The following is a 26,951-nucleotide window of genomic DNA, read 5'->3' as shown; positions in this document are numbered from 1 at the left end:
ATCCCACAACTCTGGGTGTGCATCCGCCCAAGTCTGAGCATCGCCAACCGTCCGGGGTGACGAGCATGTCGCGCCTGAATCCGCCCCGCACCCTCGTCACCGCCGTCGGTGTCGCAGCCAGCCTCGCCGCCGCCGGTCCAGCGCGGGCGCAGAGCGTCGCCGAGATGGCGGCCCGGATGGATGCGATGCAGCGCCAGATGCAGGCCATGCAGCAGGAACTCGCCGCCCTGCGCCGGCAGGCCGGCACGCAGAAGGCGGCGCTTGCCGGGGAGGCAAGGGAGCGCCGGGTGCTGTCGCGCGAGCAGGCCCGCCTCGCCGCCAAGACCGAGCACCAGCAGCGCGTGGCGCAGGCCGGCGGTCCCGGAGGGGCCCGGCCGGGGCCGAGCGCGCACACGCCGGTGATCCTCGCCAACGACCTCATCTGCAACGCCGGCAGCTACGCGCTCGGGCCGGCGGTCTGCTTCACGCCCGGCGGCTTCGCCGAGCTGGCGGGCATCGCCCGCAATCCCAACGTCGTCTCGGACGTCGGCACGGATTTCAACGGCATCCCCTTCCGCAACGATCCCCGCTCGCGCGAGAACGAGTTCCGCTTCTCCGCCCGGCAGAGCCGCCTGAGCGGGCTGTTCACCGCGAAGGTCGAGCCGACGCTCCAGATCTCGGGCTATTATGAGATCGACTTCCTCGGGGCGGCCACCAACGCCAACTCGCGCGAGAGCAACAGCTACAACCCGCGCATCCGGCAGATCTTCGCCACGGTCGATTCCCTCGATACCGGCTGGCACGTGCTCGCCGGCCAGGCCTGGAGCCTGATCACCACCGACCTGTCCGGCATCACGCCGCTCAAGGAGCAGATCCCGCTCACCATCGACGTGCAGTACGTCCCGGGCTTCAACTGGACCCGGAATCCGCAGCTGCGCGTGGTCAAGGACGTGGCGCCGGGTCTGTGGGTCGGCCTGTCGGCGGAATCGCCCCAGAGCGTGCTGCCGCCGAGCCCGTTCGCGGCCCCGAGCAACGTCAATCTCAGCAATGCCGGCGACCCGGTCGGCCAGCTCAACACCACGACCACCTACTCGAACAACAGCGTCCCCGACATCATCGGCAAGGTCGCCCTCGAGCCGGGCTTCGGACATTTCGAGCTGAAGGGCCTCGTGCGCTTCTTCGGCGACCGGCTGAGCGCCACGAACCTCAACGCCGCGACCCGCCTCCCCGGCCGCACCGACACCGCGCTGGGCTACGGGATCGGCGGCGCCGCGACCCTGCCGGTGATCGACAAGCGCCTCGACCTGCAGGTCAGCGGCCTCGTCGGCCAGGGCATCGGCCGCTACGGCTCGGCGCAGCTGCCGGACTTCGCTCTGAAGGCCGACGGGTCGATCGCGCCGATCCCGGCCTTCCAGCTGCTCGCCGGAGCGGTCGCCCATGTCCAGCCCGGCACCGACGTGTTCATCTATGCCGGCTGGGAGCATGCCTCCCGGGCCGGCGCCCTCAACGCCACGGGCTACGGCTCGCCGACCCTGGTGGTGACAGGCTGCGACGTCGAGGGCGCGGCGAGCGGGACCTGCCAGGCGGAGACCCGTGACATCCGCCAGATCACCGGCGGCTTCTGGCACGACCTCTACAAGGGCAGCTTCGGGCGCCTCGTGGCGGGCGCGCAGGTCTCCTACACCGAGCGCGACGCCTTCCGGGGCACCTACGGAATCGCCCCCTCCAACCACCTCGTCACCGGCCTGACCTCGCTGCGCTACTACCCGTTCTGAGCCCCCGGCATCCCGGAGCGCCCCTGCCGTGTTGTCCCGGCGGGACACAGCAGCAGGAGACGCCGATGGACAAGGATCGCGAGTTATCGAAGGAGCCGCCGATCTCCGACGGGCAGAGCTACCGCCCGCGCGACGAGACTATCGCGCAGACGGGGGGCGGCTTGCCGAACGACACGGGCGAGCCGGTGGAGATCGACGAGGCCGAGGCCGAGCGCATCGAGAAGAAGATCCGCGACCTCTAGGGCGGCGACCGTCCGTGGTGCGACACGCTCCGGGCGTGGTGCGCGCTCTGGCGAGCCGCGACACGGAGCCACTGTCCCATCCCCGCCCTCATCCTGAGGTGCCCGCGGCAGCGGGCCTCGCAGGGGCTCCAGGGATCGCGCGGCCGGCTGGCGGGCTCCTTCGCGGCCTTCGCTCCGCTGCGGCACCTCAGGATGAGGTCGGGGGTGGGATGACCCACCGTGACGCGACGGCCCGTAGGCTATGGTCGACCACCTCGACGTGATCGGGAACGGCTCTCGCCGGCGCCCCTGCCGGCGGGGTCGGCCGCCTGGCCTGAGCCGGGGCTGGCCCTTGTCGGCGTGGATCCGGTAGAAGGCGCGCGAGAGCCCGCGCGGCGCTCCGGGCGCGAGAGCGAGAGACACATCCATGTGCGGCATCGTCGGCATCGTCGGGCGCGACGCGGTGGCGGGGCAGGTGATCGAGGCCCTGCGCCGGCTCGAATACCGCGGCTACGATTCCGCCGGCCTGGCCACCCTCGAGCACGGCCGGCTGGCGCGCCGCCGCGCCTCGGGCAAGCTCGCCAACCTCGAGGCCAAGCTCGCGCAGGCGCCGCTCACCGGCACGATCGGCATCGGCCACACCCGCTGGGCCACCCACGGCCGGCCCAACGAGACCAACGCCCACCCCCACGCCACCCACAACCTGGCGGTCGTGCACAACGGCATCATCGAGAACTTCCGCGCGCTGAAGCAGGAGCTCGAGGCCGACGGCGTCGTGTTCGAGACCGAGACCGACACCGAGGTCGTCGCCCAGCTCGTCAGCCGCGCCATCGACCAGGGCCTCGGGCCGGTGGCGGCGGTCGAAGCCGCCCTGCCGCGGCTGCGCGGCGCCTTCGCGCTCGCCTTCCTGTTCGCCGGGGAGGACAACCTGCTGATCGGCGCCCGCCACGGCGCGCCGCTGGCGATCGGCTTCGGCGCGGGCGCGATGTATCTCGGCTCCGACGCCCTGGCGCTGGCCCCCTTCACCGACGCGATCACCTATCTCGACGAGGGCGACTGGGCGATCCTCGCCCGCGACGGCGCCGAGATCCGCGACGCGTCCGGGGCGGTCGTTCAGCGCCCGCGCCAGACGATCGCCACCCAGGCCTACCGGATCGACAAGGGCGCGTATCGCCACTTCATGGCCAAGGAGATCCACGAGCAGCCCGAGGTGGTCGGCCGGACGCTGGCCCACTACGTCGACCTGGCCAACAGCCGGGTGGTGCTGCCCGAAGCGCTGCCGTTCGACTTCGCGAAGCTCAGCCGGGTGTACATCACCGCCTGCGGCACGGCGTACTATGCCGGTCTGGTGGCGCGCTACTGGTTCGAGCAGCTGGCGCGGCTGCCGGTGGAGATCGACGTGGCCTCCGAGGCGCGCTACCGCGAGGCGCCGCTGGAGCGGGACGGGCTGACGCTGGTGATCTCGCAATCGGGCGAGACCGCCGACACGCTGGCCTCGCTGCGCTACGCCAGGAGCCAGGGCCAGCACACGCTGAGCGTGGTCAACGTGCCGAGCTCGGCGATCGCGCGGGAATCGTCGGTGGTGATGCCGACGCTGGCGGGTCCGGAGATCGGGGTGGCCTCGGACGAAGGCGTTCTCGTGCCAGCTCACCGTTCTGTTGTGCCTGGCGATCGCGGCGGGGCGGGCGCGGGGCACGCTGGACGCGTCGGGCGAGGCGCGGCTGGTGGAGGCGCTGATCCGGGTGCCGGGTCTGATGGCGGAGGCGCTGGCCCACGAGGGCGCGATCGCCGGTCTGGCGCGCGAGGTCGCGCAGGCGCGGGACGTTCTGTATCTGGGCCGGGGCACGAGCTACCCGATGGCGCTGGAGGGTGCGCTGAAGCTGAAGGAGATCAGCTACATCCACGCGGAGGGCTACGCGGCGGGCGAGCTGAAGCACGGTCCGATCGCGCTGATCGACGCGAGCGTGCCGGTGATCGTGATCGCGCCGCACGACGGGGTGTTCGAGAAGACGGTGTCGAACATGCAGGAGGTGGCCGCGCGCGGCGGGCGGATCGTTCTGATCGGGGACGCGCAGGGCGCGGCGGCGCACGGTCTGGAGACGCTGGCGACGGTGACGATGCCGGCGCTGGAGCCGAGCGTGGCGCCGATCGTGTACGCGGTGCCGATCCAGCTGCTGGCCTACCACACCGCCGTGATCATGGGCAAAGACGTCGACCAGCCCAGAAACCTCGCCAAATCCGTCACCGTGGAGTGACACCGCGGATCATCGGCGGCCCGAGCTCTCTGAGCGGAACCGTGTCCGGGCGTAGAAGCCGGGAGATTGGCCCGCGCTTGCAGGGCGGGCGGCTCGGACACCATCAGGCCTGAGCGCGGCGGGAAGCTTCGCGCCTCTTCTCACGCAACAGGGCGGCTCAACCTACACACAGGTGTGACGACCGCTTGCAAAGCGGCTGAACCTGCCGGTTCTCTGTTCCGACATCGGTGCCTTCGCCGAGCGGATCGCGGGGGTCGAGCACGGCAGGACGTTCCCGTGGGACGCCGCGCCCGTCGCGTGGCTGACCTGCATGGTCGACCAGTTGAGCGGCCTCGCGTGTGATCCGGGAGGCCGTGCGGCCGACCGGGACCATGCGCTGTGCTGATCCAGGTCCAGCTGCACCCCGAGGGCTACCGCAAACCGGCCCGGCGCCTATGTCACCCCCGGCAAGGAGCCGTTCCAACCATGATCATGATCCTCATCTGCTTCCTGGCGCCATGGCTTGCCATGTTCCTGCGCGGGAAGGTGTTCCAGGGCATCCTCTGCATTCTTCTTCACCTGACGATCATCGGATGGATCCCGGCGACGATCTGGGCACTTATCGTCACCCGCAGGGAAGCCGCCTGACGCGCTTCCGGCGCCGCACGAGGACGGAGAGATGCCGCCCAAGCTCACCAAGGCGATCATCGGGGCGGTCATCGCCGTCGCCCTCGCGGCGGCCGTCTCTTACGGCCTGATCAGCCAGCAGACCTCCGACTCGATCCAGACGCGGGCGAACCAGACCCTGCAGAACGATCAGGCCGCGCCCGCCCCGGGGCAGAAGCCGCCGCCGCCGCCCGAGAACGCGATTCCGCAGGCTCCCGGCCAGCCCGGGTCTTCGCCCCAGCCTCCGGCGCCGGCGCCGCAGCGGTAGCGGCACCGTCCGGACGAAGCGCGGTTCTCTTTCGACCGTGACCCCGTCGGCGACGCTCCCGGTGTCGGACCGGCGATCCTGGGGACGGCATTGCCGATCAAGAACCCTGCGCGTGGCGCAGTCACGTCACCGATTGTTGGCGTGCCGAGGACTAGGCCGCGCTTCGGGGGTCGAGATCACCGGGAACGGCGACACGGCGAAGGAGCCCATAGGAGGCCCCGCACCGACGGCGGACCGACGCCGGCCAGAAATCGATGCCCGCCTCCTGCATTCGGAGGGCGCGGTCACCCGCGACCGGATCTAGCCTTCCCCTCGGCGCAGCGCCTGCGCCCCGTGGGAGGACGAAGATGGACTCTGCCCTGATCCCTGCGCTGCGGCGCAACCTCGCCCTGTTCGCGCTCGCATTCGCCGCCGCCGCCCTGGCTTTCGGCACCGTCATGCTGACCGTGCCGCCGACCAGCGAGGCCGCGGTCCCGAGTGTCTCGGATGACGGACTCATCCCGCCGGTCACCAATTGCGAGTTCCTGCCGACCGGCGACGTCGACAGCTGCACGGTCTACCGGTGAGTGCGTGAAGCCCGGCCGCGTGCGGCGGGGCCGGTGGCGCAGGGCCGTACGGTCGCAGCCCCAGGCAGGTTTGAACCCTGGAGGTGCGAAAGGATCCTCTTCGCCTCAGCCACCTGCACGCTGTGGCGGGCACCCGAGAGGGCGCGACGAGCCGGCCGCCCAACCGGAGCTCGCGCACCGGCCTCGACCGTGCGGCGCGTTGCGTGAGAGGCTCTCACCTCTTGGGTCAGACCTTTTGGCGGGCTCGGAAAACCCGAAGCCTTCCCGGCGCGGACCAGCCTGCCGGGTCAGGGCACGTCCGATGAACGACGACGTCCAGTCGGCGCGGTGTCATGCGTCGACGGAGCGCCGAGGCCTCACCCGGGTCTAGGATTGTCCCTTCCAGGGCACCAGCACGCGCTCGAGCCAGCGCAGGCCGAGTTCGAACAGGGTCGCGAACAGGCCGATCACGAGGATGCCCATCACCACCACATCGGTGCGCAGGAAGTTGGAGGCGTTGAGAACGAGCTGGCCGAGGCCGGCCTGGGCCGCCACCATCTCGGCGGCCACCAGGGTGGTCCAGCCCACGCCCATGCCGATCCGCAGGCCGATCAGGATCTCCGGCATCGCCGCGGGGATCACCACGTGGCGCAAGACCTGCGCGCGGCTCGCCCCGAGGGCGCGCGCCGCATGGATCTGGTCGCGCGAGGCGGAGAGCACGCCGGCCCGGGTGGACAGGGCGACCGGCGCGAAGCAGGCGAGGACGATCAGCAGCACCTTGGACAGCTCGCCGATCCCGAACCAGATGATCATGAGCGGCAGGTAGGCCAGCGGCGGCAGCGGCCGGTAGAACTCGATCAGCGGGTCGAGGAGGCCGCGGGCGATCCGGCTCGTGCCCATAGCGAGCCCGGCGGGGATCCCCATCAGGGCGGCGAGCCCGAAGGCGCCGACGACGCGCAGGAGGCTGTCCCGGACGTGGAGGCCGAGCGGCGCACCGTCGATCGCGCCGGTCCAGGCCTGGCCGAAGGCCGACAGGATCGCCTCCGGCGCCGGCAGGAACAGCGGCTTGACCCAGCCGGCTCGCGTGGCGATCACCCAGGGGCCGAGGACCGCCAGCCCGGTGACGAGGCTGACTGCCGGAACCAGCGCGGTGCCCCGGAGCCACGCTCTACTGCGGCGCCGCGCCGGATCCGCCGAGGCCGTCGCGTCCGGGGGGCGCCCGGTCATCGGCCCTCTCCGGGCGGCGCGTCGGCGCGGCGGTGGATGCGCCCGAGCACGCGCTCGCGCATGGCGATGAAGGCGGGATCCGACTTCACGGCCCGCGTGTCGCGGCCGCCCACCACCGCGCGCGAGAAGGGCAGCTCCAGCGTCTCGACGATGCGGCCGGGACGCGGGCTCATGATCACCAGCCGGGTCGCGAGGAACACCGCCTCCTCGACGTCGTGCGTGATGAAGAAGGCCATCTTGCCGGTCCGGTGCCAGACTTGGAGGATCAGCTCCTGGACCTGCTCGCGGGTGAAGGCGTCCAACGCCCCGAGGGGCTCGTCCATCAGCAGGACGCGCGGGTCGCCGGCGAGCGCCCGGGCGAGGCCGACCCGCTGCTGCATGCCCCCGGAGAGCTCGTAGACCTTCCGGTCGGCGCAATCGGGCAGGCCCACGAGGTCGAGCATCGCCCGGGCGATCTGGCGCCGCTCCGCCCGGGGAACGCCCCGCATCCTGGGGCCGAACGCCACGTTCTCGGCGACGTCCAGCCAGGGCATCAGGGCGTGGCGCTGGAACACCACGCCCCTTTCGGCCCCCGGCCCTCGGATCGGCGCGCCGTCGAGGAGGATCCGGCCCTGCGTGGGTTCGAGGAAGCCCGCGATGGCCGAGAGCAGCGTGGTCTTGCCGCAGCCCGACGCGCCGAGCGCAACCACGAAGTCCCCCGGCCGGATCGTCAGGTCGATCTGCGCGAGGGCGTCGACCGCGGAAGGCCCCGCCCCGTAGCGGACGCTGAGGTCGCGGATCTCGATCATGAGCCTCTCCGGTCCGGAGGCGGGCTATTTCCGGGCCGCGTCCACGTACGCCCCGGTGACGAACCGGCCGTAATCCGGCGCGAGCGCCTGGACGCGGCCTTGAGCCTTCAGGAATTCCGCGGTCTCGGTCAGGGCCTTGGCGGCGCCGCCGCCGAGCCAGGCCGGGGAGGCCTGGGCCTCCAGGGTCGGGAAGCGGTAGGCCGCGAGGCTCGCCGGCACCTCCGCTTGCGCCGAGCCGGTGATCCGGGCGATGGCCGCCACCTCCGGCGCGTCGGCGGCCCAGGGCTTGGCGACGTAGGCGGCGTCCTGCGCGGCGATCAGCTTCACCAGGGTGACCAGGAAATCCCGGTTCTGGGCCGCCCAGGCCCGGTCGACGATTAGGCCGTCGAAGGTGGCCTTGCCCCTGCGGGCGAGGTCGCCCGCCGAGACCACCACGGTGCCGGATTTCTTCACCCGGGCCAGCACGGGATCCCAGATGAAGGTGGCGTCGATGACGCCCCGCTCCCAGGCGGCTGCGATCTCGGGCGGGCGCATGTTCAGGATCCGGACGTCGGCCTGGGTGAGGCCGGCCTCCGCCAGCGCGGCGATCAGCTGGTAGTGCGCCGTCGACACGAAGGGCACCGCGATCGTCTTGCCGCGCAGGTTGGCCACGCTGGCCACGCCGCCGCCGTCGCGCGCCACGAGCTGCTCGGCATCGGCGATCTCATCGAGGATCCAGAACAGCTGGATGTCGAGCCCCTGGGAGGCGGCCGCGGCGATCGGGCTCGATCCCGCCTCCCCGATCTGGACATTGCCCGAGGCCATGGCGCGGATCACGTCGCCGCCGCCGCCGAACTTGCGCCAGTTCACCGTGTAGCCGGTGGCCTTCTCGAGGACCCCCGAGGCCATCAGGGCCCGGAACGGGATGACCATGTCCTGGTGGGCGAAGGTGACCGACCGGTCGGCGGCCCGGGCGCCGCCCGCCGTGAGCGGACCGAGGATCAGGAATGCCACGGCCGCGAGCGCGACGCGGCGGCAGGAACGCAGTGCTGTAGCCATGAAACGGAGCCCCTCGGCGAGACGACTCAAGAATCGCGTCGGCTCGCCGTCGGGAAAGTCGGATACGCTTGGCTTTCGACGCAAGAGCCCGAGCGGCCGGCAAGATCAGGTTGGAAGTTCAATCTCCCAACGGATCGATATCCGCAAGCATTGATCCATGCCGTCGTCTCTGGCCGCAGCAGACAACCTCCGAGTCCGTGCCCTTCCTCTGCGGAAGTGCTTGCTCTGTGCGAGGTCTCGACGCATCGGCATGTCTGGATCCGAGCATCCGGGATGACGGCCGGTCGTTTCGGGACCGACCGGCCGTCAAACGCTTCGGATCGAAGGCCGCCTCAGGCGGCGCGGACGGTGCCGAGGAAGCGATCGACCTCGGCGGCGAGGTGCTCGGACTGGCGCGACAGCTCGGAGGCCGCGCCCAGAACCCGCTGGCCGCCGCCCCGGTCTCCTCCGCCGCGCCCGCCACGCCCGCGATCGTGCCGGTCACCGCGCCGGTACCGGCCGCCGCCTGCGTGACGTTGCGCACGATCTCCTGCGTGGCCGCGCCCTGCTCCTCCACCGCCGCCGCGATGCCCGCCGCCACCCCGTTGATCTCCCGGATCCGGCCCGTGATCGCCCCGATCGCTCCCACCGCCTGACCCGTCACCCCCTGGATGCGCGCGATCTGCCCCGAGATCTCGCCGGTCGCTCGCGCGGTCTGCTCGGCCAGCGCCTTCACCTCCGAGGCCACCACCGCAAAGCCCCGCCCCGCCGCACCCGCGCGGGCCGCCTCGATGGTGGCGTTGAGCGCCAGCAGGTTGGTCTGGCCGGCAATCGACGCGATCAGCCCGACCACGTCGCCGATCTTGGCCACCGCAATGTTCAGCTCCTGCACCAGCGCGCCGGTCTGGTCGGCTTCCGCTGCCGCGACCCGGGCGAGCTCCGACGAGCCCTGCACCTGCCGGCCGATCTCCTGCACGGAGGAGCCGAGTTCCTCGGCCGCCGCCGCGACCGTGTTGACGTTGCTGGCGGCCTCTTCCGCGGCGGCCGCGACCGTGCCGGACTGGGCCGAGGTCTGGCCGGCGAGCGCCGACATCGCGCCCGCCGTGGCCTGCAGCTCGGTGGCCGAGGCCGAGACCACGGCCGACGATGCCGCCGACCGCAGCCTCGAACCGGTCGGCCATCTCGCGCATCCCGGCCTTGCGCTGCTCCTCCGCGGCCAGCCGCGCCTGCGCGGTCTCCGCCTCCAGGCGCCGCGTCCGGATCAGGTTCTCCTTGAACACCTGGACGGCGGCGGCCATCCGGCTCACCTCTTCGGCGGTTCCGGAGCGGGGCACGTCCCGGCCGAGGTCGCCCGCGGCGAGGCCGTCCATCGTGTCGGTCAGCGCCCGGATCGGCCGGGTGACCCCGCGTCCGATCAGCGTCGCCAGCCCGGCGATCAGGAGCGCGGCGAGGGCGGCTCCGGCGAGCAGGCGCTGGAGCGCCGGCTGCACCTGGGCGGCGGTGTCGTCCGCGTAGATGCCGGTGCCGATGATCCAGCCCCAGGGCGCGAAGCCCTTCACGTAGGAGATCTTGGCCACGGGCTGATCCAGGCCGGGCTTCGGCCACATGTAGGGGACGAAGCCCGCACCGTCGCGGCGGACCTGGTCGACCATGTCGACGAACAGGTGCTTGCCGGTTGGATCCGCGAGGCCGCCGATATCCTGGCCGATCAGCTCGGCCTTCGGATGCATCACCATGCGCGGATGCATGTCCTGGATCCAGAAATACTCGTTCCCGGCGTAGTGCAGGCCGCGGATCTCCGCGATAGCCCCGCCTGGGCGGCGGCACGGCTCATCCGCCCCGCCCGCTCCTCCCCCTCGAAATAGGCCAGAACCCCGTGCGCCGCCTCGACCAGTGTGCGGGTCTGCGCCGCGCGCGCGTCGCCAATCACCCGTGACAGGTCCCAGGCCGCGAGCCCGATCAGCAGCGCCATGCCGAGCAGGGCCGTGGCGGTGATCATCTGGAGACGCGTGCCGATGCGCAGGGTCATGATGGGCCGATGAAATCCGATGGGAGGCGCGGCAGCGCGTGGCGGCCCCGGAGCGAGGCGGCCATGCGGGCGTGCACGGAAAGGGTCGTGGAGGCTATAAGAGACCGCGCGCCGGGAAGTTCGGCGGTAGAAAGCGGATTACATCGGCAAAGGTAATAAGTAGTTATAGAGAAGTTCGGCCGTTATAAGTTGCATTATGCTGCGTATTTAGGCCGTGCTGACATAGGTTGTGATAACGCCGGGCTTCCGGGATGCGGTGGCGTCGCGCCGATAGCGTGCGGACCTTCCGGCAAGGGGCGCGGCGGCGGCCGCAGCCCGCCGCGTCATCCCGGGGCCGCGCAGCGGAACCCGAAATCCGGACCCGCCGGCGCGTCAGGTGCTGGCCGCGCGGTGGTTCCGGATTGCCCGCCTCCGGCGTGCCCTTTCGGGACCGAGCACGCCTGCGGCGCTCCGGATTGACGGCGCGGGACGCCGGTGGGGTGAGGACCGCACGTGGCGTTTCCCGTCGACGGCTTCGCCGCCGGGCTCACGCGCCCCGGGCCACGGCGCTGCGCGGGTGAGCACGGACAGGGCTGCCGCGTCCGAAGCCGCGACCGGAAACCGGCTCAGGTGATCGGCGCGGGATTGAACAGCGTCAGGTCGTTGAACAGACCCCACTGGTCCGACCAGGGGCGCTTGCGCCCGCTCGCCACGTCCAGGATCAGGTGGAACAGCTCCCAGCCGACCTCCTCGATCGTGGCCTCGCCGGTGGCGATGCGGCCGGCATCGAGGTCGATCAGGTCGGACCAGCGCTCGGCGAGCTCGGTCCAGGTGGCGACCTTGATCACCGGCGCCTGGGCGAGTCCGTAGGGCGTGCCGCGGCCGGTGGAGAAGACCTGCAGGGTGATCCCCGAGGCGAGCTGCAGCGTGCCGCAGACGAAGTCGCTCGCCGGGGTCGCGGCGAAGATCAGGCCCTTCTCGCGGACGCGCTCGCCCGGCGCCAGAACCCCGGAGATCGCGCTCGTGCCGGATTTGGCGACCGAGCCCAAGGCCTTCTCGACGATGTTGTTGAGGCCGCCCTTCTTGTTGCCCGGCGAAGGATTCGCCCGGCGGTCGGCCTCGCCCTTGGCGAGATAGGCGTCGTACCACGCCATCTCGCGGATCAGGGCTTCGGCGACCTCCGGGCTCTTCGCCCGGGGGGTCAGGAGATGGATCGCGTCGCGCACCTCGGTCACTTCCGAGAACATCACCGTGGCGCCGCAGCGGACCAGCAGATCGGCCGCGAAGCCGAGCGCCGGGTTGGCGGTGACGCCCGAGAAGGCGTCGCTGCCGCCGCATTGCAGGCCGACCACCAGCTCGGAGGCCGGGCAGGTCTCGCGCGTCCGGCGGTTCAGCACCTCCAGGCGGGCCTCCGCCATCGCCAGGATGCTGTCGATCATGGCCGAGAAGCCGTGGTGGCGCTCGTCCTGCAGCCGCACCACCCCGTCGCCCGCCGCGCCGTTGTCGGGCAGGAGCCGCTCCGAGACCAGCTTCTCGCAGCCGAGGCCGACGACCATGACCTCGCCGCCGAAGTTCGGGTTCTGCGCGAGGCTCTGGAGCGTCCGGATCGGCACCACCGCCTCGGGGGCGTTGATGGCGACGCCGCAGCCATAGGCGTGGGTCAGGCCGACCACGTCGCCGACGTTGGGATAGCGCGGCAGCAACTCCTTCTTGATCCGCCGGATCGCCACGTCGAGGGTGCCGGCGACGCATTGCACGCTGATCGAGATCGCCAGGATGTTCTTGGTGCCCACCGACCCGTCCGGGTTGCGGTAGCCCTCGAAGGTGTAGCCTTCGAGCGGCGGCAGAGGAGCCGGCACGCGGGTGGCCATCTCCAGGGCGTCGAGGGCGGGGGCGACCGGCGTCGCGACGCGGGATTCCTCCACCCAGGCGCCCCGCGGGATCGCCTGCGTCGCGATCCCCACCACCTCGCCGTAGCGGCGGACCTCGCCGCCCTCCGGGATGTCGGCGAGCGCGACCTTGTGGCCCTGCGGCACGAACTCGACGAGTTCCAGCCCGTCCGGGAACACCGTGCCGGCCGGCAGCCCGAAGGCGTTGACCACGATCGCGACGTTGTCGCGCGCGCTCAGGCGGATCGTGCGCGGGACGTCTCCGGCCTTCGCGCCGTTCTGGCGCGGGCGGGTCGGGGCTTCGATCTCGGCCTGCATCGGATGCTCCTTCGTGACGCTCCCGTTCGGGGTCCGTGTCGTGGTCCGGCGCGCCGTCAGGCGGCGTCGCCGACCGCGTGGTTCGCCAGGGCCTCAAGGGCCTTCACCATGGCCGAATGGTCCCAGGCCGCGCCGCCCTGGGCCACGCAGGCCGAGAACAGCTGCTGGGCCAGCGCCGTCGCGGGCAGGCTGAGGCCGAGCGTCCGGGCATTGTCCAGGGCGAGGTTGAGGTCCTTCTGGTGCAGGCCGATGCGGAAGCCCGGGTCGAAGGTCCGCTTGATCATCCGCTCGCCGTGCAACTCCAGGATCCGCGAGGTGGCGAGGCCGCCGGTGATCGCCTGCCGAACCTTGGCGGGATCCGCGCCGGCCTTCGAGGCGAACAGCAGCCCCTCGGCCACCGCCTCGATGGTCAGAGCGACGATGATCTGGTTGGCGACCTTGGCCACCTGTCCGGACCCGACCGGGCCGACATGGGTCACGGCCTTGCCCATCGCCTCGAAGAGCGGCCGGGCGCGCTCGAAATCCTCCGGCTCGCCGCCGACCATGATCGACAGCGCGGCATTCTTCGCCCCGACCTCGCCGCCCGAGACCGGCGCGTCGAGATAGGCGCCGCCCCGCGCGGCGACCCGGACGGCGAAATCCTTGGTGGCGAGCGGCGCGATCGAGCTCATGTCGATGACGGTCTTGCCCGGGCTGAGGCCCTCGGCGACGCCCCCGGCGCCGAACAGCACCTGCTCGACGTCCGGGGTGTCGGGCAGCATCAGGATGATCGTGTCGGACCGCTTCGCGACCTCGGCGGCGGTGGCGCAGGCCGTGCCGCCCGCGGCCAGCAGCGCGTCCGGGACGCTGCGCCGGCTCTTGAGGAACAGGCTGTGGCCCGCCGCGATCAGGTGACCCGCCATGGGCGCGCCCATGATGCCGAGGCCGATGAATCCGATGTTCATGGGGAGCGATCCCGGTTGTGGCGTTCAGGCGCGGAAGCGGGCGGCGAGCGCCTCGGAGCCGCGGGCGAGCAGCCCCATATCGGAGCCCACCGCGGTGAAGCGGGTGCCGGCGGCGATGTAGCGGCGGGCCAGCTCCTCGCTCGGCGTGAGGATGCCGGCCTGCTTGCCGGCCTTGACGATCCGGGCGACCGCCGCCTCGATGGTGCGGACCACCTCCGGATGACCCTGCTGGCCGAGATAGCCGAGGCTGGTCGACAGGTCGCCGGGCCCGATGAACACGCCGTCCACGCCCTCGACGGCGGCGATCGCGTCCAGATTGTCGAGGGCGCGGCGGGACTCGACCTGCACCGCCACGAAGATCTCGGCCTCGCAGCGAGTGTGGTAGTCCTTGATCCGGCCGAACCGGGCGGCGCGGGGCGCCTGCGAGAAGCCGCGGATGCCGCGAGGCGCGTAGCGCGTCGCCGCGACCACACGGGCGGCCTGCTCGGCATCGCCGATGTTGGGGATCATCAGCGACTGCGCGCCGGCGTCGAGGATGCGCTTGATCGTGATCGGGTCGTCGCTCGGCACCCGCACCATCGGGTGGGTGCCGCCCTCCATCATCGCCTGGAGCTGGGCGTAGATGTCCCGGAGGTCGTTGGCCGAGTGCTCCATGTCGAGGAGCAGCCAGTCGAACCCGGCTCCGGCGACCACCTCGGTGGAGATGGGGCTCGCGAGGCTGCACCACAGGCCGATCTGCTGGCGCCCCTCGGCGAGGGCCGCCTTGAAGCGGTTGGTGAGGCTGTCCATCGCGAATCCTCCTGAGCGCCGGCGCGTCGCGGCGTCTGCGCGCCGTCCACCGCAACAGGCGCACCCTTCGGCCGCGCAGTCAAAGCCAAAGTCTGGATCGATCGATGCCGCACATGCATCGATCGGCCCGCAATTCACGGCGAAGGCATGTCCGCGAGGACCGAGACCAGCTGGGCGATCAGGGGCTCGTCCGCCGCGCGCCGCCAAGCCAGCACCAGCTCGACCGGCCGCGGCGCGGGCAGCGCGAGGGGCCGGAACACGACGTCCTCGAAGCGCAGGCGCTCGGCCGCCGCCGGCACGAGGGCGATCCCCAGGGCCGAGCGGACGAGGGCCAGGATCGAGTGGATCTGGGTGAGCTGCTGCACGATCCGCGGCGGGATGCCGGCCTCGGTGAACAGGCCGAGGACGAGGTCGTGGAAGTAGCGCGCCTCGTTCGGCGCGTAGGCGATGAGCGGTTCCAGACCGAGATCGCCGGGGGTGAGCCGGTCGCGCAGCGCCAGGGGATTGCCCGCGGGCAGGGCCACCACGAGCGGCTCGGCCAGCGCCCGGACGGCGATCAGGTCGGGATGCGTCACCGGTGGCCGCACCAGGGCGGCGTCGATGCGGCCGGCGAGCAGCTCCTCGACCTGATCCTTGCTGACCATCTCGCGCAGGGAGAGCGTCACGTCCGGCAGCGTCTGCCGGAGCGCGGTGACGAGGCGCGGCAGGAAATCGTAGGCCGAGGCCGCGGTGAAGCCGAGCTTGAGCACGCCGGCGCGGCCCGCCGCCACCTGCCGGGTGACGTGGGTCGCGGTCTCGGCGAGCCGCAGGATGCGCTGCGCCTCGGGCAGGAAGCTGCGCCCGGCCGCCGTCAGCCGGACGGAGCGGCTGGTGCGTTCTAGCAGCTGCACGTCGAGGATGCGCTCCAGAACCTGGATCTGCCGCGACAGGGGCGGCTGCGTCATGTTCAGCCGGGCGGCGGCACGGCCGAAATGCAGCTCCTCCGCCACGGCGGCGAAACACCGGAGCTGGCTGAAATCGAACATGGAGGCTCCCTGACGCGAAGCGGCGGCGGAGCATAGAGCCTCGGCGGCCGCCGCGTCCCGGCGGGCCGGACGGAGCTCACCGCGTGAGTTCGTTGCCGGCGTAGTCGATCTTGCCGTCGGGACCCTTCCTCCACGCGTACATGACGTAGTCGGGCCGGGTGATATCGCCCTTCGTGTCGTAGGCGATCGGGCCGATCACGGTGTCGATCGGCTGACCCCGGTGCAGCCAGTCCGCGAGCGTCCGGCCGTCGCTCGAGCCGGTCTCGGCCATCGCCTTCGCCAGCACCTGCACGGCCGCGTAGCCGTAGAGCGTGTAGGCGTCGGGATCGATGGACTTGGCGTTGAAGGCCGCCACCACGGCCTGGGCATGGGGGTTCCGGCGTGCGTCCGGCCCGAAAGTCATCAGCGTGCCCTCGGCCGCCGGCCCGGCGATCTGCGCGAACTCCTTGGGGGCGAGCCCATCCCCGCCCGCCAGGATCGCCCTGAGGCCCTGGTCGCGCATCTGGCGCAGGATCAGCCCGGCTTCCGTGTGGTAGCCGCCGTAATAGACCACGTCGGCGTTCGCCGACTTCAGCTTGGACACGAGGGCCGAGTAGTCCTTCTCGCCCGGGTTGATGCCCTCGAACAGCACCTCCCGGCCGCCCTTGGCCTTGAGGGCCTTCAGGGTCTCCTCGGCCAAGCCCTTGCCGTAGGGCGACTTGTCGTGGACCACGGCGATCTTCTTGTCCTTGAAGTGGTCGGCGAGATAGGCGCCCGCCACCGCGCCCTGCTGGTCGTCGCGGCCGCAGGTGCGGAACGTGTTCCACAGGCCGCGCTCGGTGAACTTCACGTTCGCCGAGGCGGGGGTGACCTGGATGATGCCGGCGTCGAGATAGACGTCGGAGGCGGGGATCGACACGCCCGAGTTGAAGGCGCCCACGACCATCTTCACGCCGTCGCCGGCGAGCTTGTTGGCCACCGAGACGCCCTGCTTCGGGTCCGAGGCGTCGTCGCCGACGACCGTCTCGAAGATCCGGCCCCCGACCCCGCCGGCCGTGTTGATGTCGGCGATCGCCTGCCCGGCGCCGGTCCGGATCTGCGCCCCGAAGGCCGCGTACGGTCCGGTGATGCCGACGGCGATCCCGATCTTCACCGGGCCGTTCTTCTCCTCGGCCTGCGCGGCGCAGAGCATCAGAAGGCCGGTGACGGCGGCAAGGCGCAGGCTTCGCATCGGTCTCCCCTGGTGCTCGGCGCGGCAGCTGGACGTGTCGCGCAGGCTCTGATCCGGCCCAACCTGCGAATCGGCAGCACTGAAGCCGGAATCCTGATTGTTCAGGGCGTGTTTTAATCCGTCAAATCATGAAAATCGGGATCAATCCCATGTAAAGTTGAAAATATGCGCGCATCTTGATGACGATAAGAACAATTTATGGCCGAAAAATATTCATGCATCCCCCATCTTGATCGCGGAATAGAACTCCAAAACCCTGATCTCCGGTTCGTGTCCTGTGCGGCCGCCGGCCTCGCGCGACGTGGCGTCGATGATGCATCCGGCCGGCGTCGCCGTCGCAGCCCGCGAGACCGATGACCGCTTTGCACACGCCCAGCCCGCGCTCCGCCCGATCCCCGCGCCGGGGACGCGGCTGATGGAGCCGCCCGAGGACGGTTCCGTCGCCTGGGCGGAGCGCCGCCGGATCGCCGAGCAGGGCCGGGGCGACCGGGCGTGGTCCCTCTGGGGCCCGTATCTCAGCGAGCGGCAATGGGGGACGGTCCGGGAGGATTACAGTTCCGACGGCGATGCCTGGCGCGCGCTGACGCACGAGGAGGCCCGCTCCCGCGCCTACCGCTGGGGCGCAGGACGGGCTGGCCGGGATCTGCGACGAGCGCGGCGGCCTCAACCTGGCGCTGGCCCTGTGGAACGGCCGCGACCGCATCCTCAAGGAGCGCCTGTTCGGCCTGACCAACCAGGAGGGCAACCACGGCGAGGACGTGAAGGAGGTCTACCACTACCTCGATGCCGTCCCGAGCCACGCCTATCTCCGGATGCTCTACCGCTATCCGCAGGGCGCCTTTCCGTACGAGGATCTGGTCCGCGAGAACCTGGCGCGCGGCCGCGACCAGCCCGAATACGAGATCGACGAGACGGGGATCTTCGCGGGCGACCGGTTCTTCGACGTCACGGTGGAATACGCCAAGGCCGATGCCGACGACATCCACGCGGTGATCACCGCGCTCAATCGCGGCCCCGAGGCCGCCGACCTCCACGTCGTCCCGCTTCTCTGGTTCCGCAACACGTGGTCGTGGCAGGCCGGGCAGGCGCGCCCGCGGATCGCCCGCGCGCCCGACGGGGGCGTGGTCTGCACCCACGAGCGGCTGGGGCCGTACCGCCTCGCCTTCGACGGCGCGCCGGACCTGCTGTTCTGCGAGAACGACACCAACCTGCGGCGCCATGGCGGACAGCCCGACGCCCCGGGGCCGTTCAAGGACGGGCTCCACGCGGCGATCGCCGAGGGCGACGCCGCGGCGGTACGGCGGGATGCCGGGACCAAGCTCGGCCTCCACTACGCGCTGCGGATGGAGCCCGGGGCGAGCGCCCGGATCCGGCTGCGGCTCTCGGCGGGCGCGCGCATCCGCGCCGTCGACGGCGACGGGTCCACGATCCGGCAGCGGCGGGCCGAGGCGGACGCGTTCTACGAGGAATTGCAGGACGGCATCGCGGACCCGGATGCCCGCGCCATCTTCCGGCAGGCCGCCGCCGGGCTGATCTGGTCGAAGCAGCTCTACTGCTACGACGTACGGCGCTGGCTGGCGGGCGACCCGCTCCAGCCCGGGCCGCCGCGCGGGCGGGACGGCGGCCGCAACAGCCAGTGGCAGCACTTCGCGGCGGCCGACGTCCTGTCGATGCCCGACACCTGGGAATACCCCTGGTTCGCCGCCTGGGACCTCGCGTTCCACTGCCTGCCGCTGGCGCTGCTCGACCCCGGCTTCGCCAAGAAGCAGCTCCTGCTGCTGACCCGCGAATGGTACATGCACCCGAACGGGCAGCTCCCGGCCTACGAGTGGGAGTTCGGCGACGCCAACCCGCCGGTCCATGCCTGGGCCGCCTACCGGGTGTTCGAGATCGACCGGGACCGGCGCGGCGGGCGCGGCGACATCGCCTTCCTAGAGGGCGTGTTCCACAAGCTCCTGATCAACTTCACCTGGTGGGTGAACCGGAAGGACGCGCAGGGGCGCAACGTCTTCCAGGGCGGCTTCCTGGGGCTCGACAATGTCGGGGTGTTCGACCGCTCGCGCCCGCCCCCGGGCTTCGGGGTGGTTCATCAGGCCGACGGCACCGCCTGGATGGCGATGTACGCGCTCAACATGATGCGCATCGCCCTGGAGCTCGCCCTGCACAACGACGTCTACGAGAGCACCGCCTCGAAGTTCTTCGAGCACTTCCTGCTCATCGCCGAGGCGATGACCGACATGGGCGGCGAGGGCTTCGGCCTGTGGGACGAGGCCGACGAGTTCTACTACGACGAGGTCGACATCCCGGGCGGCGGGATGCTGCCCCTGCGGGTCCGCTCCATGGTCGGGCTGGTGCCGCTCTTCGCCGTGGAGGTGATCGAGCCCTCCGTGCTGCAGCGCCTGCCGGACTTCGCCCGGCGCCTGAACTGGGTGCTGGAGAACCGGCCCCACCTCGCCCGGCTGGTCTCGCGCTGGACCGAGGGCGGCGTGAAGGACCGCAAGCTCCTGTCGCTGCTGCGCGGCCACCGCATGAAGGCGCTGCTCCGGCGCATGCTCGACGAGGCGGAGTTCCTCTCGCCCTACGGCGTGCGCTCGCTGTCGAAGGTCCACCGCGACGCGCCCTACGTGCTCAACGAGCTGGGCGCGTCGTTCACGGTCCGGTACGACCCGGCCGACTCGACCTCCAACATGTTCGGCGGCAACTCGAACTGGCGCGGTCCGGTCTGGATGCCGATGAACTACCTCATCGCCGAGGCTCTGCGGCGCTTCCATACCTATTACGGCGACGACTTCCTGGTGGAGTACCCGACGGGCTCAGGGGCCCAGTGCACGCTGAGCGCGATCGCCGACGCCCTGGAGGACCGCCTGATCGCCCTGTTCGCCCGGGATCCGGAGGGCCGCCGGCCCGCCCTGGGCGACAGGGCGCCGAGCCTCACGGCGCCGGGCGCCGAAGAGGCCCTGCTGTTCCACGAGTTCTTCGACGGGGATACCGGCCGGGGACTCGGCGCCTCGCACCAGACCGGCTGGACGGCGCTGATCCTCACCCTGCTGCGCGACCGCGCACGGTCACGGGAGGCGCCCTGCTAGGGCCGTTCCCGATCGTGTTGCCGCGGAAGGACGGCGGCTCCGGTCGAGACAGCCACGCCATGCCCCCTCTCCCGACGGATCTCGGGCCTGCCCGAGATCCGCCCGACTCGGTTGGCGAGGGGGCCCGCGCCGCGTGCGGCACGGGCTCGGCCATTGCTCCCCGTCCCAACCCGATCGGGAACGGCTCTGACGAGCCGTGAGCCTCAGTGCGGCCGCGGCTGCGGCAAGCCGTCGAAACGCGCCGTTAACCTTAATCGGTGAATTGCCTGATCGTTAGTGGCTTCGCGCGGGGGGACCTGCCGCCGCGCAAGGATGGCAAATCATGCGGCTGATCGTCGGCACATTGATCGTCTTCGCCTGCGTCTTCGGCAGCTACAAGATGATGGGTGGCCACCTGGAAGTCCTGTGGCAGCCGTTCGAGTTCGTCATCATCCTCGGTGCGGCGATCGGCGCCTTCGTCATCGGCAATACCGGGCCGGTGCTCAAGGCCGTGCCCGCCATGCTGGGCACGCTCCTGAAGGGCCCCAAATACAATCAGCAATCGTATGTCGAACTGCTGGGGATGCAGTATTCGCTGTACAAACTTGCCAAGCAGAAGGGCTCGATGGCGCTCGAGCCGCACATCGAAAATCCGAGCGAGTCGTCGCTGTTCAACGCCTTCCCGACCTTTGCCGCGAACCATCACGCGGTCGAGTTCGTCTGCGACTACATGCGCATGGTGACGCTGGGTGCCAACAACGTCCACGAGATCGACGCGCTCATGGATGAGGAACTGGAGACGCACCATCAGGAGCAGGAGCGTGTCGTTTCGGCCATGCAGTCGCTGGCCGACGGAACGCCGGCCCTCGGCATCGTCGCCGCCGTGCTCGGCGTGATCAAGACGATGGGGGCGATCAAGGAACCGCCGGAGGTGCTGGGACATCTGATCGGCGGCGCGCTCGTCGGCACCTTCTTCGGCGTCTTCGTCGCCTACGGCTTCTTCGGGCCCATGGCGCAGTCGCTCAAGAGCCTCTTCGAGGCCGAATCCAAATACTACCTGTCCCTGAAGGCGGGTCTGCTCGCCCACATCGCCGGCCAGCCGCCGGTGATGTCGGTGGAATTTGCCCGCAAGTCTCTGATGAGCGACGTCCGCCCGACCTTCAACGAGGTGGAGGCGGCAACCGCCGCCCTGCCCGCCCAGAGCTGACCCGATATCCGGTAGAGACGCGATGACCACGATCATCATCAAGAAGGTCAAGAAGGGCGGTCATGCGCACCACGGCGGTGCCTGGAAGATCGCCTACGCGGACTTCGTGACCGCCATGATGGCGTTCTTCCTGCTGATGTGGCTGATCAGCATGACGACGCAGGAGCAGAAGGTCGGTCTGGCGGAATACTTCGCGCCGGCGGCGCTGAGCCCTGCGACCAGCGGCGCGGGCGGAATTCTGTACGGTACCGCCCTCGACACGTCAGGCAACAAGTCGTCCACGCCCCGTGACGCCGCGAGGGGCTCTGTCGAGCAGGAGGACAGAGCGCGCTCGATCAGTCCGGGCCGCGCCAGCGAGCTCGATGCCAGCCGACCGGCTGCCAACGTGCAGGCCAACGTCAGTGCCATCGCCAGCCTCCGGCAGGCGCTCCAGTCGATGCCCGACATTGCCGAGCTGTCGCGCAACATCGTGATCGAACAGACCAAGGAGGGCGTGAACGTATCCCTCGTGGACCAGGACGGCCGCTCCATGTTCCGCGAGGGCTCTGTCGACCCCTACGAGCACACCCGTCGCGTGCTGGAGGCGCTCGCCCCCACCCTGCGCCGGCTGCCCAACCGCCTGTCCATCACCGGCCACACGGCCGTCGCGCGCCCGGGCTCGGCGCGGGCCGGCGAGCCCTGGAACCTCTCCGCCGGGCGTGCCCTCTCCGTGCGCGCGATCCTGTCGGGTGCCGGGGTTCCCAACGACAACTTCGCGTCCGTGACGGGACGCGCCGACACCGAGCCGGTTTTCCCCGACAACCCCTATCTCGCGCCGAACCGACGGGTGACGGTGACTTTGCTCAATGCGAGCCCGCCGGTGCCCCCGAACCTCTTCCGCTGACGACACGGACTGGGCGTCGCGTTGCTGCTGGCGGTCCGCGGGATCATCGAAGGCTCCCGGGACAGCCTGTCCCGGCCTCCATAGGCTCCAGACCGCCCGTGCGCGCGATGCCACCCGGCCCGTCCGGCGCGACTGCGGCGGACGCAGCCCCGCGCACGCCGTCCAGAGCATCGGGTCCGGATCCCGGGCTCCACTGCGCGGCTCCCGGGATGATTGGGTTTGGCAGGCCGGCGCCGGTCAGCAGCTCAGGCGGCGGCCTTCGCGGCGGCCGAAGACCCGGTAATGGGCGGCGCCGGATTCCATCTGCCCGTTCGCGATCGCGCGGCGGACATCCGGGTTGCAGCGCAGGTACTCGCGCTCGCCGAAGCCGTAATTAGCGCGGCCTCGATAATCGTCCCGATCCCGGTAGCCGCGATCGCGCGACTCGTAATCGCCGCGGTCCCGATCCCGGTAGCCGCGATCGCGGTAGCCGTAATCGTCGTAGTCGGGGCGCGGCTGCGCCGCGACCGGGCCAACCACGCCCAGGACACCGAGGCTCACCGCGGCTGCTGCCAGAAACGCCTTCATCCGTCTGCCCTCCTCGAGCATCCTGCGAAACACCCGCTCATCGGGCTTCCTCCGTCCGCGCAATGGCGCGACGCAGCTTCGCCGGGACGCTCCCGATTGGTGGCTTGAAACGCCCAGCGGGCGAGATGGTTCGATCCGCCATGAGCCGCCGTCGGCAGCCTGCTGCGGAGTAGAGACCTGATATGCGACAAAAAGCCCGGCTGCGGGATCAGCCGCGCCGGGCCCGGATCGAACCGGCCGGGTGATCCGGCCGGCCGCATCCCCGATCACATGCGGCGCATCATCTCCCGACGCATCATGCGGTGGCGCATCTCACGGCGCATCTCGTGACGCTCCATCCGGTGGCGCATCATCCGGCGCTCCATGCGACGCCGCATCATGTGACGCTCCATCCGGTCCATCTGGACGGTCGAAACCATGTCGGACGGCGCGGCGACGGCGCCGGGCGCCAGCGGCGCGGCGGAGGCGGGCAGCGCGACGGCGCTGCCGAGGGCGGCGAGGAGGGCGGCAGTGATGATCGAAGTGCGCAAGGGCTGTGTCCTTTGTCGCCGCCGGTGGAGGCGGGCGTTTCCTTCAGGGCTGCGGCGGGAGGAGATCCTCCCACGGTCCCGCCCAGGAAGCTCCGGGCTGGCCGGATGGTTCCCGGACATCGGGACGCGGTCCGTCCCGACCGAGCCCGCCAGGTCGGCGCGCCGTGTGGCGCTCAGCGTGGGATGCCGAAGGCGGAGCCGTTCGGGTGGCGGGCGCCCTCCGGGCCCGCAGCCCGCGGTCCGGCGCCGTCCGGACCGGCCGAGGCTGGCGTGGGCGCGCTGAGATCGCCGGCCCCGGCGCCGGTGCCGTTAGGTGCGACGGCCCCGACCGGCGCATCGGGCGTAGCGCGCTTCGGCGGCCCCTCGCCGCCGTAGAGTGCCCCGGTGCCGCCGCTCGGCGCCGGACCTCCGCCGACGCCGCCCCGGTCGCCCAGGCCGGCGGCCCCGCCGAGACCAACCCCGCTCGACGGCGACGTGCTGCCGGCCATCGGCGCCGCGCCGCTTCCGCTACCCGGCGCAGCGCCTGACCCGACGCCCTGCGCGGCGGCGGATCCGGCCGCACCCACAAGGCTGCAGATGAGGAGAATCCTCAGGTCGCCCGCGCCCATGGATTGCACGCCCTGGCAGCGGGCCGCCCACTGCCTCATGCCCGGCCAACCAGCCCTCCGGGCGATCGTTCCGGCCCCGGCGCCGCTTGGCCGGGTATCTGAGCACATCCGGCGGGGAGGCCAGCGCGATGAGGCCTGCAATCCCCAGCTCAGCGGGCACCATCGACCTGCCGGCGGTCGCGCGCAGCATCGTCATCGCCCGCTTATTGCTGGGAATGAACAAGTATGCATCAGGCTGCCGATCAAGGGCCTCTTCTCTAGATTTGAATTTCATCGCGATCGATCTGCCGCGGACGGCAGAAGTATTGGTAGTAATTGCACCTGGAAAATCTGCGACGATTTGCTAAGTTGCATCGGCATGACGGCAGAATCAGTGGGCAAGCGATCATGTGTGACTGAAATAACGACGGTGTATTGCTTTTATCAGTACAGAAATAGAAATGCCTTTTTAGGTCTTCACGGCAGAGATTCTCCCCAGCGCGCGGCAGAGACACCTCCGAATCAGGACGCTATGATGCACCGTATTTTGAGCGCCGGCCTCGTGATGGGATTGCTGTCGAGCACAGCGCTGTCCGCCGATCTGGCCCACAATCCCAAATCCGAACCGGTGGCGCCCTCCGTCTTCACGTGGTCGGGCGTCTATGGCGGCCTGTTCGCCGGCTTCGGCGTGCTCGACAGCGCGACGCAGTTCCTCTGCGCGGGTCCAGACGGGCGGGCCGGCGCAGCGGGCTGCCCGGTCCTCCCGTCCCGGCGGGGCACCGATGACGGCTTCATCGCCGGCGGCGAGGTCGGCGGCAACTGGGAGGTCGGATCCGGCTTCGTGGTCGGCGCCGCCGCGGATTATCAGTTCACGCGCCTCTGGGACTACGGCGAGCGGGAGGGCCGCTTCACCAACAGCGGCAGCCGCGCCCTGATCTTCCGCGTCGCGCATGCCGGGCAGCGGCTCGACCAGTTGGCGATCCTGCGCGGCAAGGTGGGCTTCGCCCTGGGGCCGACGCTGATCTACGGCACCGGGGGCCTCGCCTTCGGCAACGTGCGCATCGACAGCAACCTGACGGCCTTCAATCGGAGCGTGTTCGACGCCCGCGAAGGCGAGGTCCGCACGGGCTATGCCGTCGGCGCCGGCCTCGAGCACGCGTTCACCGATCACCTCTCGGCCAAGGTCGAGGGCCTGTACTACGACCTTGGCAGCCGCTCGGTCCTCGCGGCACCGATCGGTCGCGTGCTGCTCGGCTACCGTGCCGGTGCCCGCATCGCGACGGACGGTTTCCTGACCCGTGTCGGCCTCAATTACCGGTTCGGTGCCGGCCTGCCGTCGGACGGTCCGGCCGCGCCATCGCCCTGGGCCATCGCAGGCGGCCTGCGCTACTTCTACAGCTCCGGCGGCCCGCGCTATACCCTTGGCGATCCCTTCAAGCCCGGCCAGGTCAATTCCCGCCTGACCTACGCGGGTGCCGATGCCCATTCCGGCGAGAGCTTCGCGCGGGTCGCGCACGCGCCGACGGGCCTGTTCGCCAAGGGCTTCCTCGGCGCGGGCGGGGTCACGGCCGGCCGGCTCGCCGACGAGGATTTCCCACCCCTCGAAAGCCGGTATTCGAAGACGCTCTCGCCGATCAAGGACGGCGACATCGGCTACGGCGTCATCGATTTCGGCTACGACGTGCTGCGCCGGGATGGCTTCAGCCTGGGCGGCTTCGTGGGCTACTTGTACGACGCCGAGCTTCTCAACGGCCACGGTTGCCAGCAGGTGGCACGCAGCGGCATCTGCGCGGGCCAGTACGCCGTACCCGATCAGGTCAAGGTCCTGGGCGAGACCCTGCGCTGGAATGCGCTGCGCGTCGGCCTGATCGGCGAGGCCCGGTTCGACCGGGTCCGGCTGAGCCTAGAGGGTGCCTACCTCCCCGCTGTGTCTCTGGAGGGGGTCGATCGTCACTGGCTCCGGCCGGACATCAACCCGCTGCCGCAGCAGGGGCGCGGAGACGGCTACTTCGCCGAGGGCATCGTCTCGTACGACGTGACACCTCGCGTGAGCGTCGGCGTCGGCGGCCGCTACTGGCGGATGCAGACCGACTCGGGCTCCGTGAAGTTCCCGACCTACCCGCGCAGCCCGACCAAGTTCGAGACCGACCGCTACGGCGCTTTCGCGCAGATTTCCTACCGGCTGGCCGATTTCGGGCTCGGCGAGGCGAATGCCCCGGCGACTTTGGTCCGCAAGGACTGACTCGGGCTGATCTGGCCTGACAGGGGTCCCCGGCCGGCGCCGCCTGCTCGATCTGCGTGGGGCGCCGGCCCGGTTCGTGTCAGCGCCCGGCCTGCGAGATCTCCTCGACTTGCAACCGGCGGCGAACCGATCGTGCGGATCGCGCAGCAGGTGCCGGATCCGGCGCCTGCTTCCAGGCTGTGGCGATGCCGTTCAGGCCGCCATCATGACCGCGCACCGCCGGCTTCGCCGCAGCCCGCACGCTCGGCCTCGTCCTAGGCCTCGCGCTCCTTTTGGGCTCTAACGCCCGTTTCACGCGCCCCGCCCGCCTGCGCACAGCTGAGCCGCGAGGCTTGTTTGACCGCGCTCTCACGCCGAACCGGCGTCCGCTTGGGCGGGAACGCTCTCAAGCCGCGACCGTCAGGGCTGCGACTCGCTTCGAGAGCCGGGCGCGCTGGCGTGCCGCGACGACCCGCCATGTCCCGTCTCTGCCCTTATCCTGAGGCGACCGCTACGCGCCCGCACCTCGGGATGAGGTCGAGGGGCGCGACGACCCAACCTCACACAACGACCCGCGCCACGCGTCGGCCGTCTCGACGGGACCCGGAACGGCTCCAGCGCGGCTCCACCCACAATGCGCAATCGCGTTCCCCGATCTGAGATCTGCCCCATGGCGTCTCGGCCCGTCATCCTGGGCCTTCGGATCAGAGCCGCCGACGCGGCAAGGTCTTGCGCCGACAACGGCTCTGGATCGCCGGCGCGCCGGTGCCGATCGCACGGGCCGGGGCCTCACACCTGGGGCGATGATGCCGCGCGAGCGTACGGCCCGTCGTCCGTGGCGGCCCTGGAGGACGGGGGCGAGAGCCGCGCGCGGCAGGAGTGCGGTCGCGCATGCCGCACGAAGCTGGCAAGGAATCCGCAACCATAGGCTAAGCAGGCTGCGCCGGAGCAGCACCGTGTGTGCTTCGGGGCGCGGTTCGCGCCGGTC

Annotated in this window: 21 protein-coding genes and 3 pseudogenes; 11 read left to right on the top strand and 13 right to left on the bottom strand. The window is 70.7% G+C overall.

The window, feature by feature from the left end:
* Positions 1-65: 65 nt before the first annotated feature.
* The 6 genes and pseudogenes from M6G65_RS06265 to M6G65_RS06240 all read left to right on the top strand — a co-directional run bounded on the left by M6G65_RS06265 (position 66) and on the right by M6G65_RS06240 (position 5,709).
* On the top strand, positions 66-1,754 hold the full coding sequence (locus M6G65_RS06265) for a hypothetical protein (RefSeq protein WP_250103711.1): 1,689 nt from the start codon (positions 66-68) through the stop codon (positions 1,752-1,754).
* 65 nt (positions 1,755-1,819) lie between these two features.
* Positions 1,820-1,996 (top strand): hypothetical protein, encoded by a 177-nt coding sequence (locus tag M6G65_RS06260; protein WP_192711122.1) that lies wholly within the window; start codon positions 1,820-1,822, stop codon positions 1,994-1,996.
* A 406-nt stretch (positions 1,997-2,402) separates the two neighbouring features.
* Positions 2,403-4,230, top strand: a pseudogene (glmS, locus tag M6G65_RS06255) (glutamine--fructose-6-phosphate transaminase (isomerizing)).
* Between the two features lie 465 nt (positions 4,231-4,695).
* The gene (locus tag M6G65_RS06250; RefSeq protein WP_192710096.1) at positions 4,696-4,857 is read left to right on the top strand and encodes a YqaE/Pmp3 family membrane protein; all 162 of its coding nucleotides are present in this window, start codon (positions 4,696-4,698) and stop codon (positions 4,855-4,857) included.
* Positions 4,858-4,888: 31 nt separating this feature from the next.
* Positions 4,889-5,143 (top strand): hypothetical protein, encoded by a 255-nt coding sequence (locus M6G65_RS06245; protein WP_210026095.1) that lies wholly within the window; start codon positions 4,889-4,891, stop codon positions 5,141-5,143.
* Between the two features lie 347 nt (positions 5,144-5,490).
* Positions 5,491-5,709: a hypothetical protein gene (locus tag M6G65_RS06240; protein ID WP_192710094.1), complete on the top strand. Its 219-nt coding sequence runs from the start codon at positions 5,491-5,493 to the stop codon at positions 5,707-5,709.
* Positions 5,710-6,075: 366 nt separating this feature from the next.
* Here the strand turns inward: M6G65_RS06240 and M6G65_RS06235 are convergent, their stop codons facing one another.
* The 10 genes and pseudogenes from M6G65_RS06235 to M6G65_RS06190 all read right to left on the bottom strand — a co-directional run bounded on the left by M6G65_RS06235 (position 6,076) and on the right by M6G65_RS06190 (position 16,903).
* Positions 6,076-6,915 carry an ABC transporter permease subunit gene (locus M6G65_RS06235; protein ID WP_238200280.1) on the bottom strand — a complete coding sequence of 280 codons (840 nt, stop codon included), beginning with the start codon at positions 6,913-6,915 and terminating at the stop codon, positions 6,076-6,078.
* On the bottom strand, positions 6,912-7,703 hold the full coding sequence (locus tag M6G65_RS06230) for a taurine ABC transporter ATP-binding protein (RefSeq protein WP_238200282.1): 792 nt from the start codon (positions 7,701-7,703) through the stop codon (positions 6,912-6,914). The genes M6G65_RS06235 and M6G65_RS06230 overlap by 4 nt, the downstream gene beginning before the upstream one ends.
* A gap of 24 nt (positions 7,704-7,727) precedes the next feature.
* On the bottom strand, positions 7,728-8,741 hold the full coding sequence (tauA, locus tag M6G65_RS06225; RefSeq protein ID WP_238200284.1) for a taurine ABC transporter substrate-binding protein: 1,014 nt from the start codon (positions 8,739-8,741) through the stop codon (positions 7,728-7,730).
* 332 nt (positions 8,742-9,073) lie between these two features.
* Positions 9,074-10,456, bottom strand: a pseudogene (locus M6G65_RS06220) (methyl-accepting chemotaxis protein).
* A complete protein-coding gene (locus M6G65_RS06215; protein ID WP_250103710.1) occupies positions 10,450-10,749 on the bottom strand; it encodes a hypothetical protein in 300 nt (99 codons plus the stop codon). The pseudogene M6G65_RS06220 and the gene M6G65_RS06215 overlap by 7 nt, the downstream one beginning before the upstream one ends.
* A gap of 605 nt (positions 10,750-11,354) precedes the next feature.
* Positions 11,355-12,935, bottom strand: coding sequence for a galactarate dehydratase (gene garD / locus M6G65_RS06210; protein ID WP_250103709.1), 1,581 nt, complete (start codon positions 12,933-12,935; stop codon positions 11,355-11,357).
* Between the two features lie 56 nt (positions 12,936-12,991).
* Positions 12,992-13,879: a 2-hydroxy-3-oxopropionate reductase gene (locus M6G65_RS06205; protein ID WP_238197135.1), complete on the bottom strand. Its 888-nt coding sequence runs from the start codon at positions 13,877-13,879 to the stop codon at positions 12,992-12,994.
* Between the two features lie 24 nt (positions 13,880-13,903).
* Entirely contained in the window at positions 13,904-14,668 is a 765-nt protein-coding gene (locus tag M6G65_RS06200) for an HpcH/HpaI aldolase family protein (protein ID WP_250103708.1), read from the bottom strand.
* 134 nt (positions 14,669-14,802) lie between these two features.
* On the bottom strand, positions 14,803-15,693 hold the full coding sequence (locus M6G65_RS06195) for a LysR family transcriptional regulator (protein WP_238197137.1): 891 nt from the start codon (positions 15,691-15,693) through the stop codon (positions 14,803-14,805).
* Positions 15,694-15,769: 76 nt separating this feature from the next.
* Entirely contained in the window at positions 15,770-16,903 is a 1,134-nt protein-coding gene (locus M6G65_RS06190) for a branched-chain amino acid ABC transporter substrate-binding protein (RefSeq protein ID WP_250103707.1), read from the bottom strand.
* A gap of 415 nt (positions 16,904-17,318) precedes the next feature.
* On the opposite strand from M6G65_RS06190, the pseudogene M6G65_RS06185 reads away from it, so the two are divergent.
* The 3 genes and pseudogenes from M6G65_RS06185 (at position 17,319) to M6G65_RS06175 (ending at position 22,058) form a co-directional block, all read left to right on the top strand.
* Positions 17,319-19,989, top strand: a pseudogene (locus M6G65_RS06185) (MGH1-like glycoside hydrolase domain-containing protein).
* 322 nt (positions 19,990-20,311) lie between these two features.
* Positions 20,312-21,175, top strand: coding sequence for a flagellar motor stator protein MotA (motA, locus tag M6G65_RS06180; protein ID WP_192710084.1), 864 nt, complete (start codon positions 20,312-20,314; stop codon positions 21,173-21,175).
* A gap of 22 nt (positions 21,176-21,197) precedes the next feature.
* Positions 21,198-22,058, top strand: a complete 861-nt coding sequence (locus M6G65_RS06175; protein WP_238197139.1) for a flagellar motor protein MotB — start codon at positions 21,198-21,200, stop codon at positions 22,056-22,058.
* Between the two features lie 237 nt (positions 22,059-22,295).
* Here the strand turns inward: M6G65_RS06175 and M6G65_RS06170 are convergent, their stop codons facing one another.
* The 3 genes from M6G65_RS06170 to M6G65_RS06160 form a co-directional block, all read right to left on the bottom strand.
* Entirely contained in the window at positions 22,296-22,625 is a 330-nt protein-coding gene (locus tag M6G65_RS06170) for a hypothetical protein (RefSeq protein ID WP_250103706.1), read from the bottom strand.
* Positions 22,626-22,891: 266 nt separating this feature from the next.
* Positions 22,892-23,155: a hypothetical protein gene (locus M6G65_RS06165; protein WP_192710081.1), complete on the bottom strand. Its 264-nt coding sequence runs from the start codon at positions 23,153-23,155 to the stop codon at positions 22,892-22,894.
* A gap of 173 nt (positions 23,156-23,328) precedes the next feature.
* The gene (locus M6G65_RS06160; RefSeq protein WP_250103705.1) at positions 23,329-23,802 is read right to left on the bottom strand and encodes a hypothetical protein; all 474 of its coding nucleotides are present in this window, start codon (positions 23,800-23,802) and stop codon (positions 23,329-23,331) included.
* A gap of 89 nt (positions 23,803-23,891) precedes the next feature.
* Here M6G65_RS06160 and M6G65_RS06155 point away from each other — a divergent pair, with 89 nt between their 5' ends.
* Both M6G65_RS06155 and M6G65_RS06150 read left to right on the top strand, forming a co-directional pair.
* Complete coding sequence (locus M6G65_RS06155) at positions 23,892-24,110, top strand: hypothetical protein (protein ID WP_238197141.1); 219 nt, start codon at positions 23,892-23,894, stop codon at positions 24,108-24,110.
* 164 nt (positions 24,111-24,274) lie between these two features.
* Entirely contained in the window at positions 24,275-25,984 is a 1,710-nt protein-coding gene (locus M6G65_RS06150) for an outer membrane beta-barrel protein (protein ID WP_250103704.1), read from the top strand.
* Positions 25,985-26,951 lie beyond the last annotated feature (967 nt).

It is taken from the genome of Methylobacterium tardum, from assembly GCF_023546765.1.
GTDB classification, from domain to species: Bacteria; Pseudomonadota; Alphaproteobacteria; order Rhizobiales; family Beijerinckiaceae; genus Methylobacterium; species Methylobacterium tardum.
This window is presented reverse-complemented; position numbering and strand designations above follow the sequence as displayed.

What these genes read in the sequence shown, in the direction of transcription:
- M6G65_RS06265 (WP_250103711.1), top strand. Translation starts at nt 66, where the DNA reads ATGTCGCGCCTGAATCCGCCCCGCACCCTCGTCACCGCCGTCGGTGTC.
- M6G65_RS06260 (WP_192711122.1), top strand. Translation starts at nt 1,820, where the DNA reads ATGGACAAGGATCGCGAGTTATCGAAGGAGCCGCCGATCTCCGACGGG.
- M6G65_RS06250 (WP_192710096.1), top strand. Translation starts at nt 4,696, where the DNA reads ATGATCATGATCCTCATCTGCTTCCTGGCGCCATGGCTTGCCATGTTC.
- M6G65_RS06245 (WP_210026095.1), top strand. Translation starts at nt 4,889, where the DNA reads ATGCCGCCCAAGCTCACCAAGGCGATCATCGGGGCGGTCATCGCCGTC.
- M6G65_RS06240 (WP_192710094.1), top strand. Translation starts at nt 5,491, where the DNA reads ATGGACTCTGCCCTGATCCCTGCGCTGCGGCGCAACCTCGCCCTGTTC.
- M6G65_RS06235 (WP_238200280.1), bottom strand. Translation starts at nt 6,915, where the DNA reads ATGACCGGGCGCCCCCCGGACGCGACGGCCTCGGCGGATCCGGCGCGG.
- M6G65_RS06230 (WP_238200282.1), bottom strand. Translation starts at nt 7,703, where the DNA reads ATGATCGAGATCCGCGACCTCAGCGTCCGCTACGGGGCGGGGCCTTCC.
- tauA (WP_238200284.1), bottom strand. Translation starts at nt 8,741, where the DNA reads ATGGCTACAGCACTGCGTTCCTGCCGCCGCGTCGCGCTCGCGGCCGTG.
- M6G65_RS06215 (WP_250103710.1), bottom strand. Translation starts at nt 10,749, where the DNA reads ATGACCCTGCGCATCGGCACGCGTCTCCAGATGATCACCGCCACGGCC.
- garD (WP_250103709.1), bottom strand. Translation starts at nt 12,935, where the DNA reads ATGCAGGCCGAGATCGAAGCCCCGACCCGCCCGCGCCAGAACGGCGCG.
- M6G65_RS06205 (WP_238197135.1), bottom strand. Translation starts at nt 13,879, where the DNA reads ATGAACATCGGATTCATCGGCCTCGGCATCATGGGCGCGCCCATGGCG.
- M6G65_RS06200 (WP_250103708.1), bottom strand. Translation starts at nt 14,668, where the DNA reads ATGGACAGCCTCACCAACCGCTTCAAGGCGGCCCTCGCCGAGGGGCGC.
- M6G65_RS06195 (WP_238197137.1), bottom strand. Translation starts at nt 15,693, where the DNA reads ATGTTCGATTTCAGCCAGCTCCGGTGTTTCGCCGCCGTGGCGGAGGAG.
- M6G65_RS06190 (WP_250103707.1), bottom strand. Translation starts at nt 16,903, where the DNA reads ATGCGAAGCCTGCGCCTTGCCGCCGTCACCGGCCTTCTGATGCTCTGC.
- motA (WP_192710084.1), top strand. Translation starts at nt 20,312, where the DNA reads ATGCGGCTGATCGTCGGCACATTGATCGTCTTCGCCTGCGTCTTCGGC.
- M6G65_RS06175 (WP_238197139.1), top strand. Translation starts at nt 21,198, where the DNA reads ATGACCACGATCATCATCAAGAAGGTCAAGAAGGGCGGTCATGCGCAC.
- M6G65_RS06170 (WP_250103706.1), bottom strand. Translation starts at nt 22,625, where the DNA reads ATGAAGGCGTTTCTGGCAGCAGCCGCGGTGAGCCTCGGTGTCCTGGGC.
- M6G65_RS06160 (WP_250103705.1), bottom strand. Translation starts at nt 23,802, where the DNA reads ATGAGGCAGTGGGCGGCCCGCTGCCAGGGCGTGCAATCCATGGGCGCG.
- M6G65_RS06155 (WP_238197141.1), top strand. Translation starts at nt 23,892, where the DNA reads ATGAGGCCTGCAATCCCCAGCTCAGCGGGCACCATCGACCTGCCGGCG.
- M6G65_RS06150 (WP_250103704.1), top strand. Translation starts at nt 24,275, where the DNA reads ATGATGCACCGTATTTTGAGCGCCGGCCTCGTGATGGGATTGCTGTCG.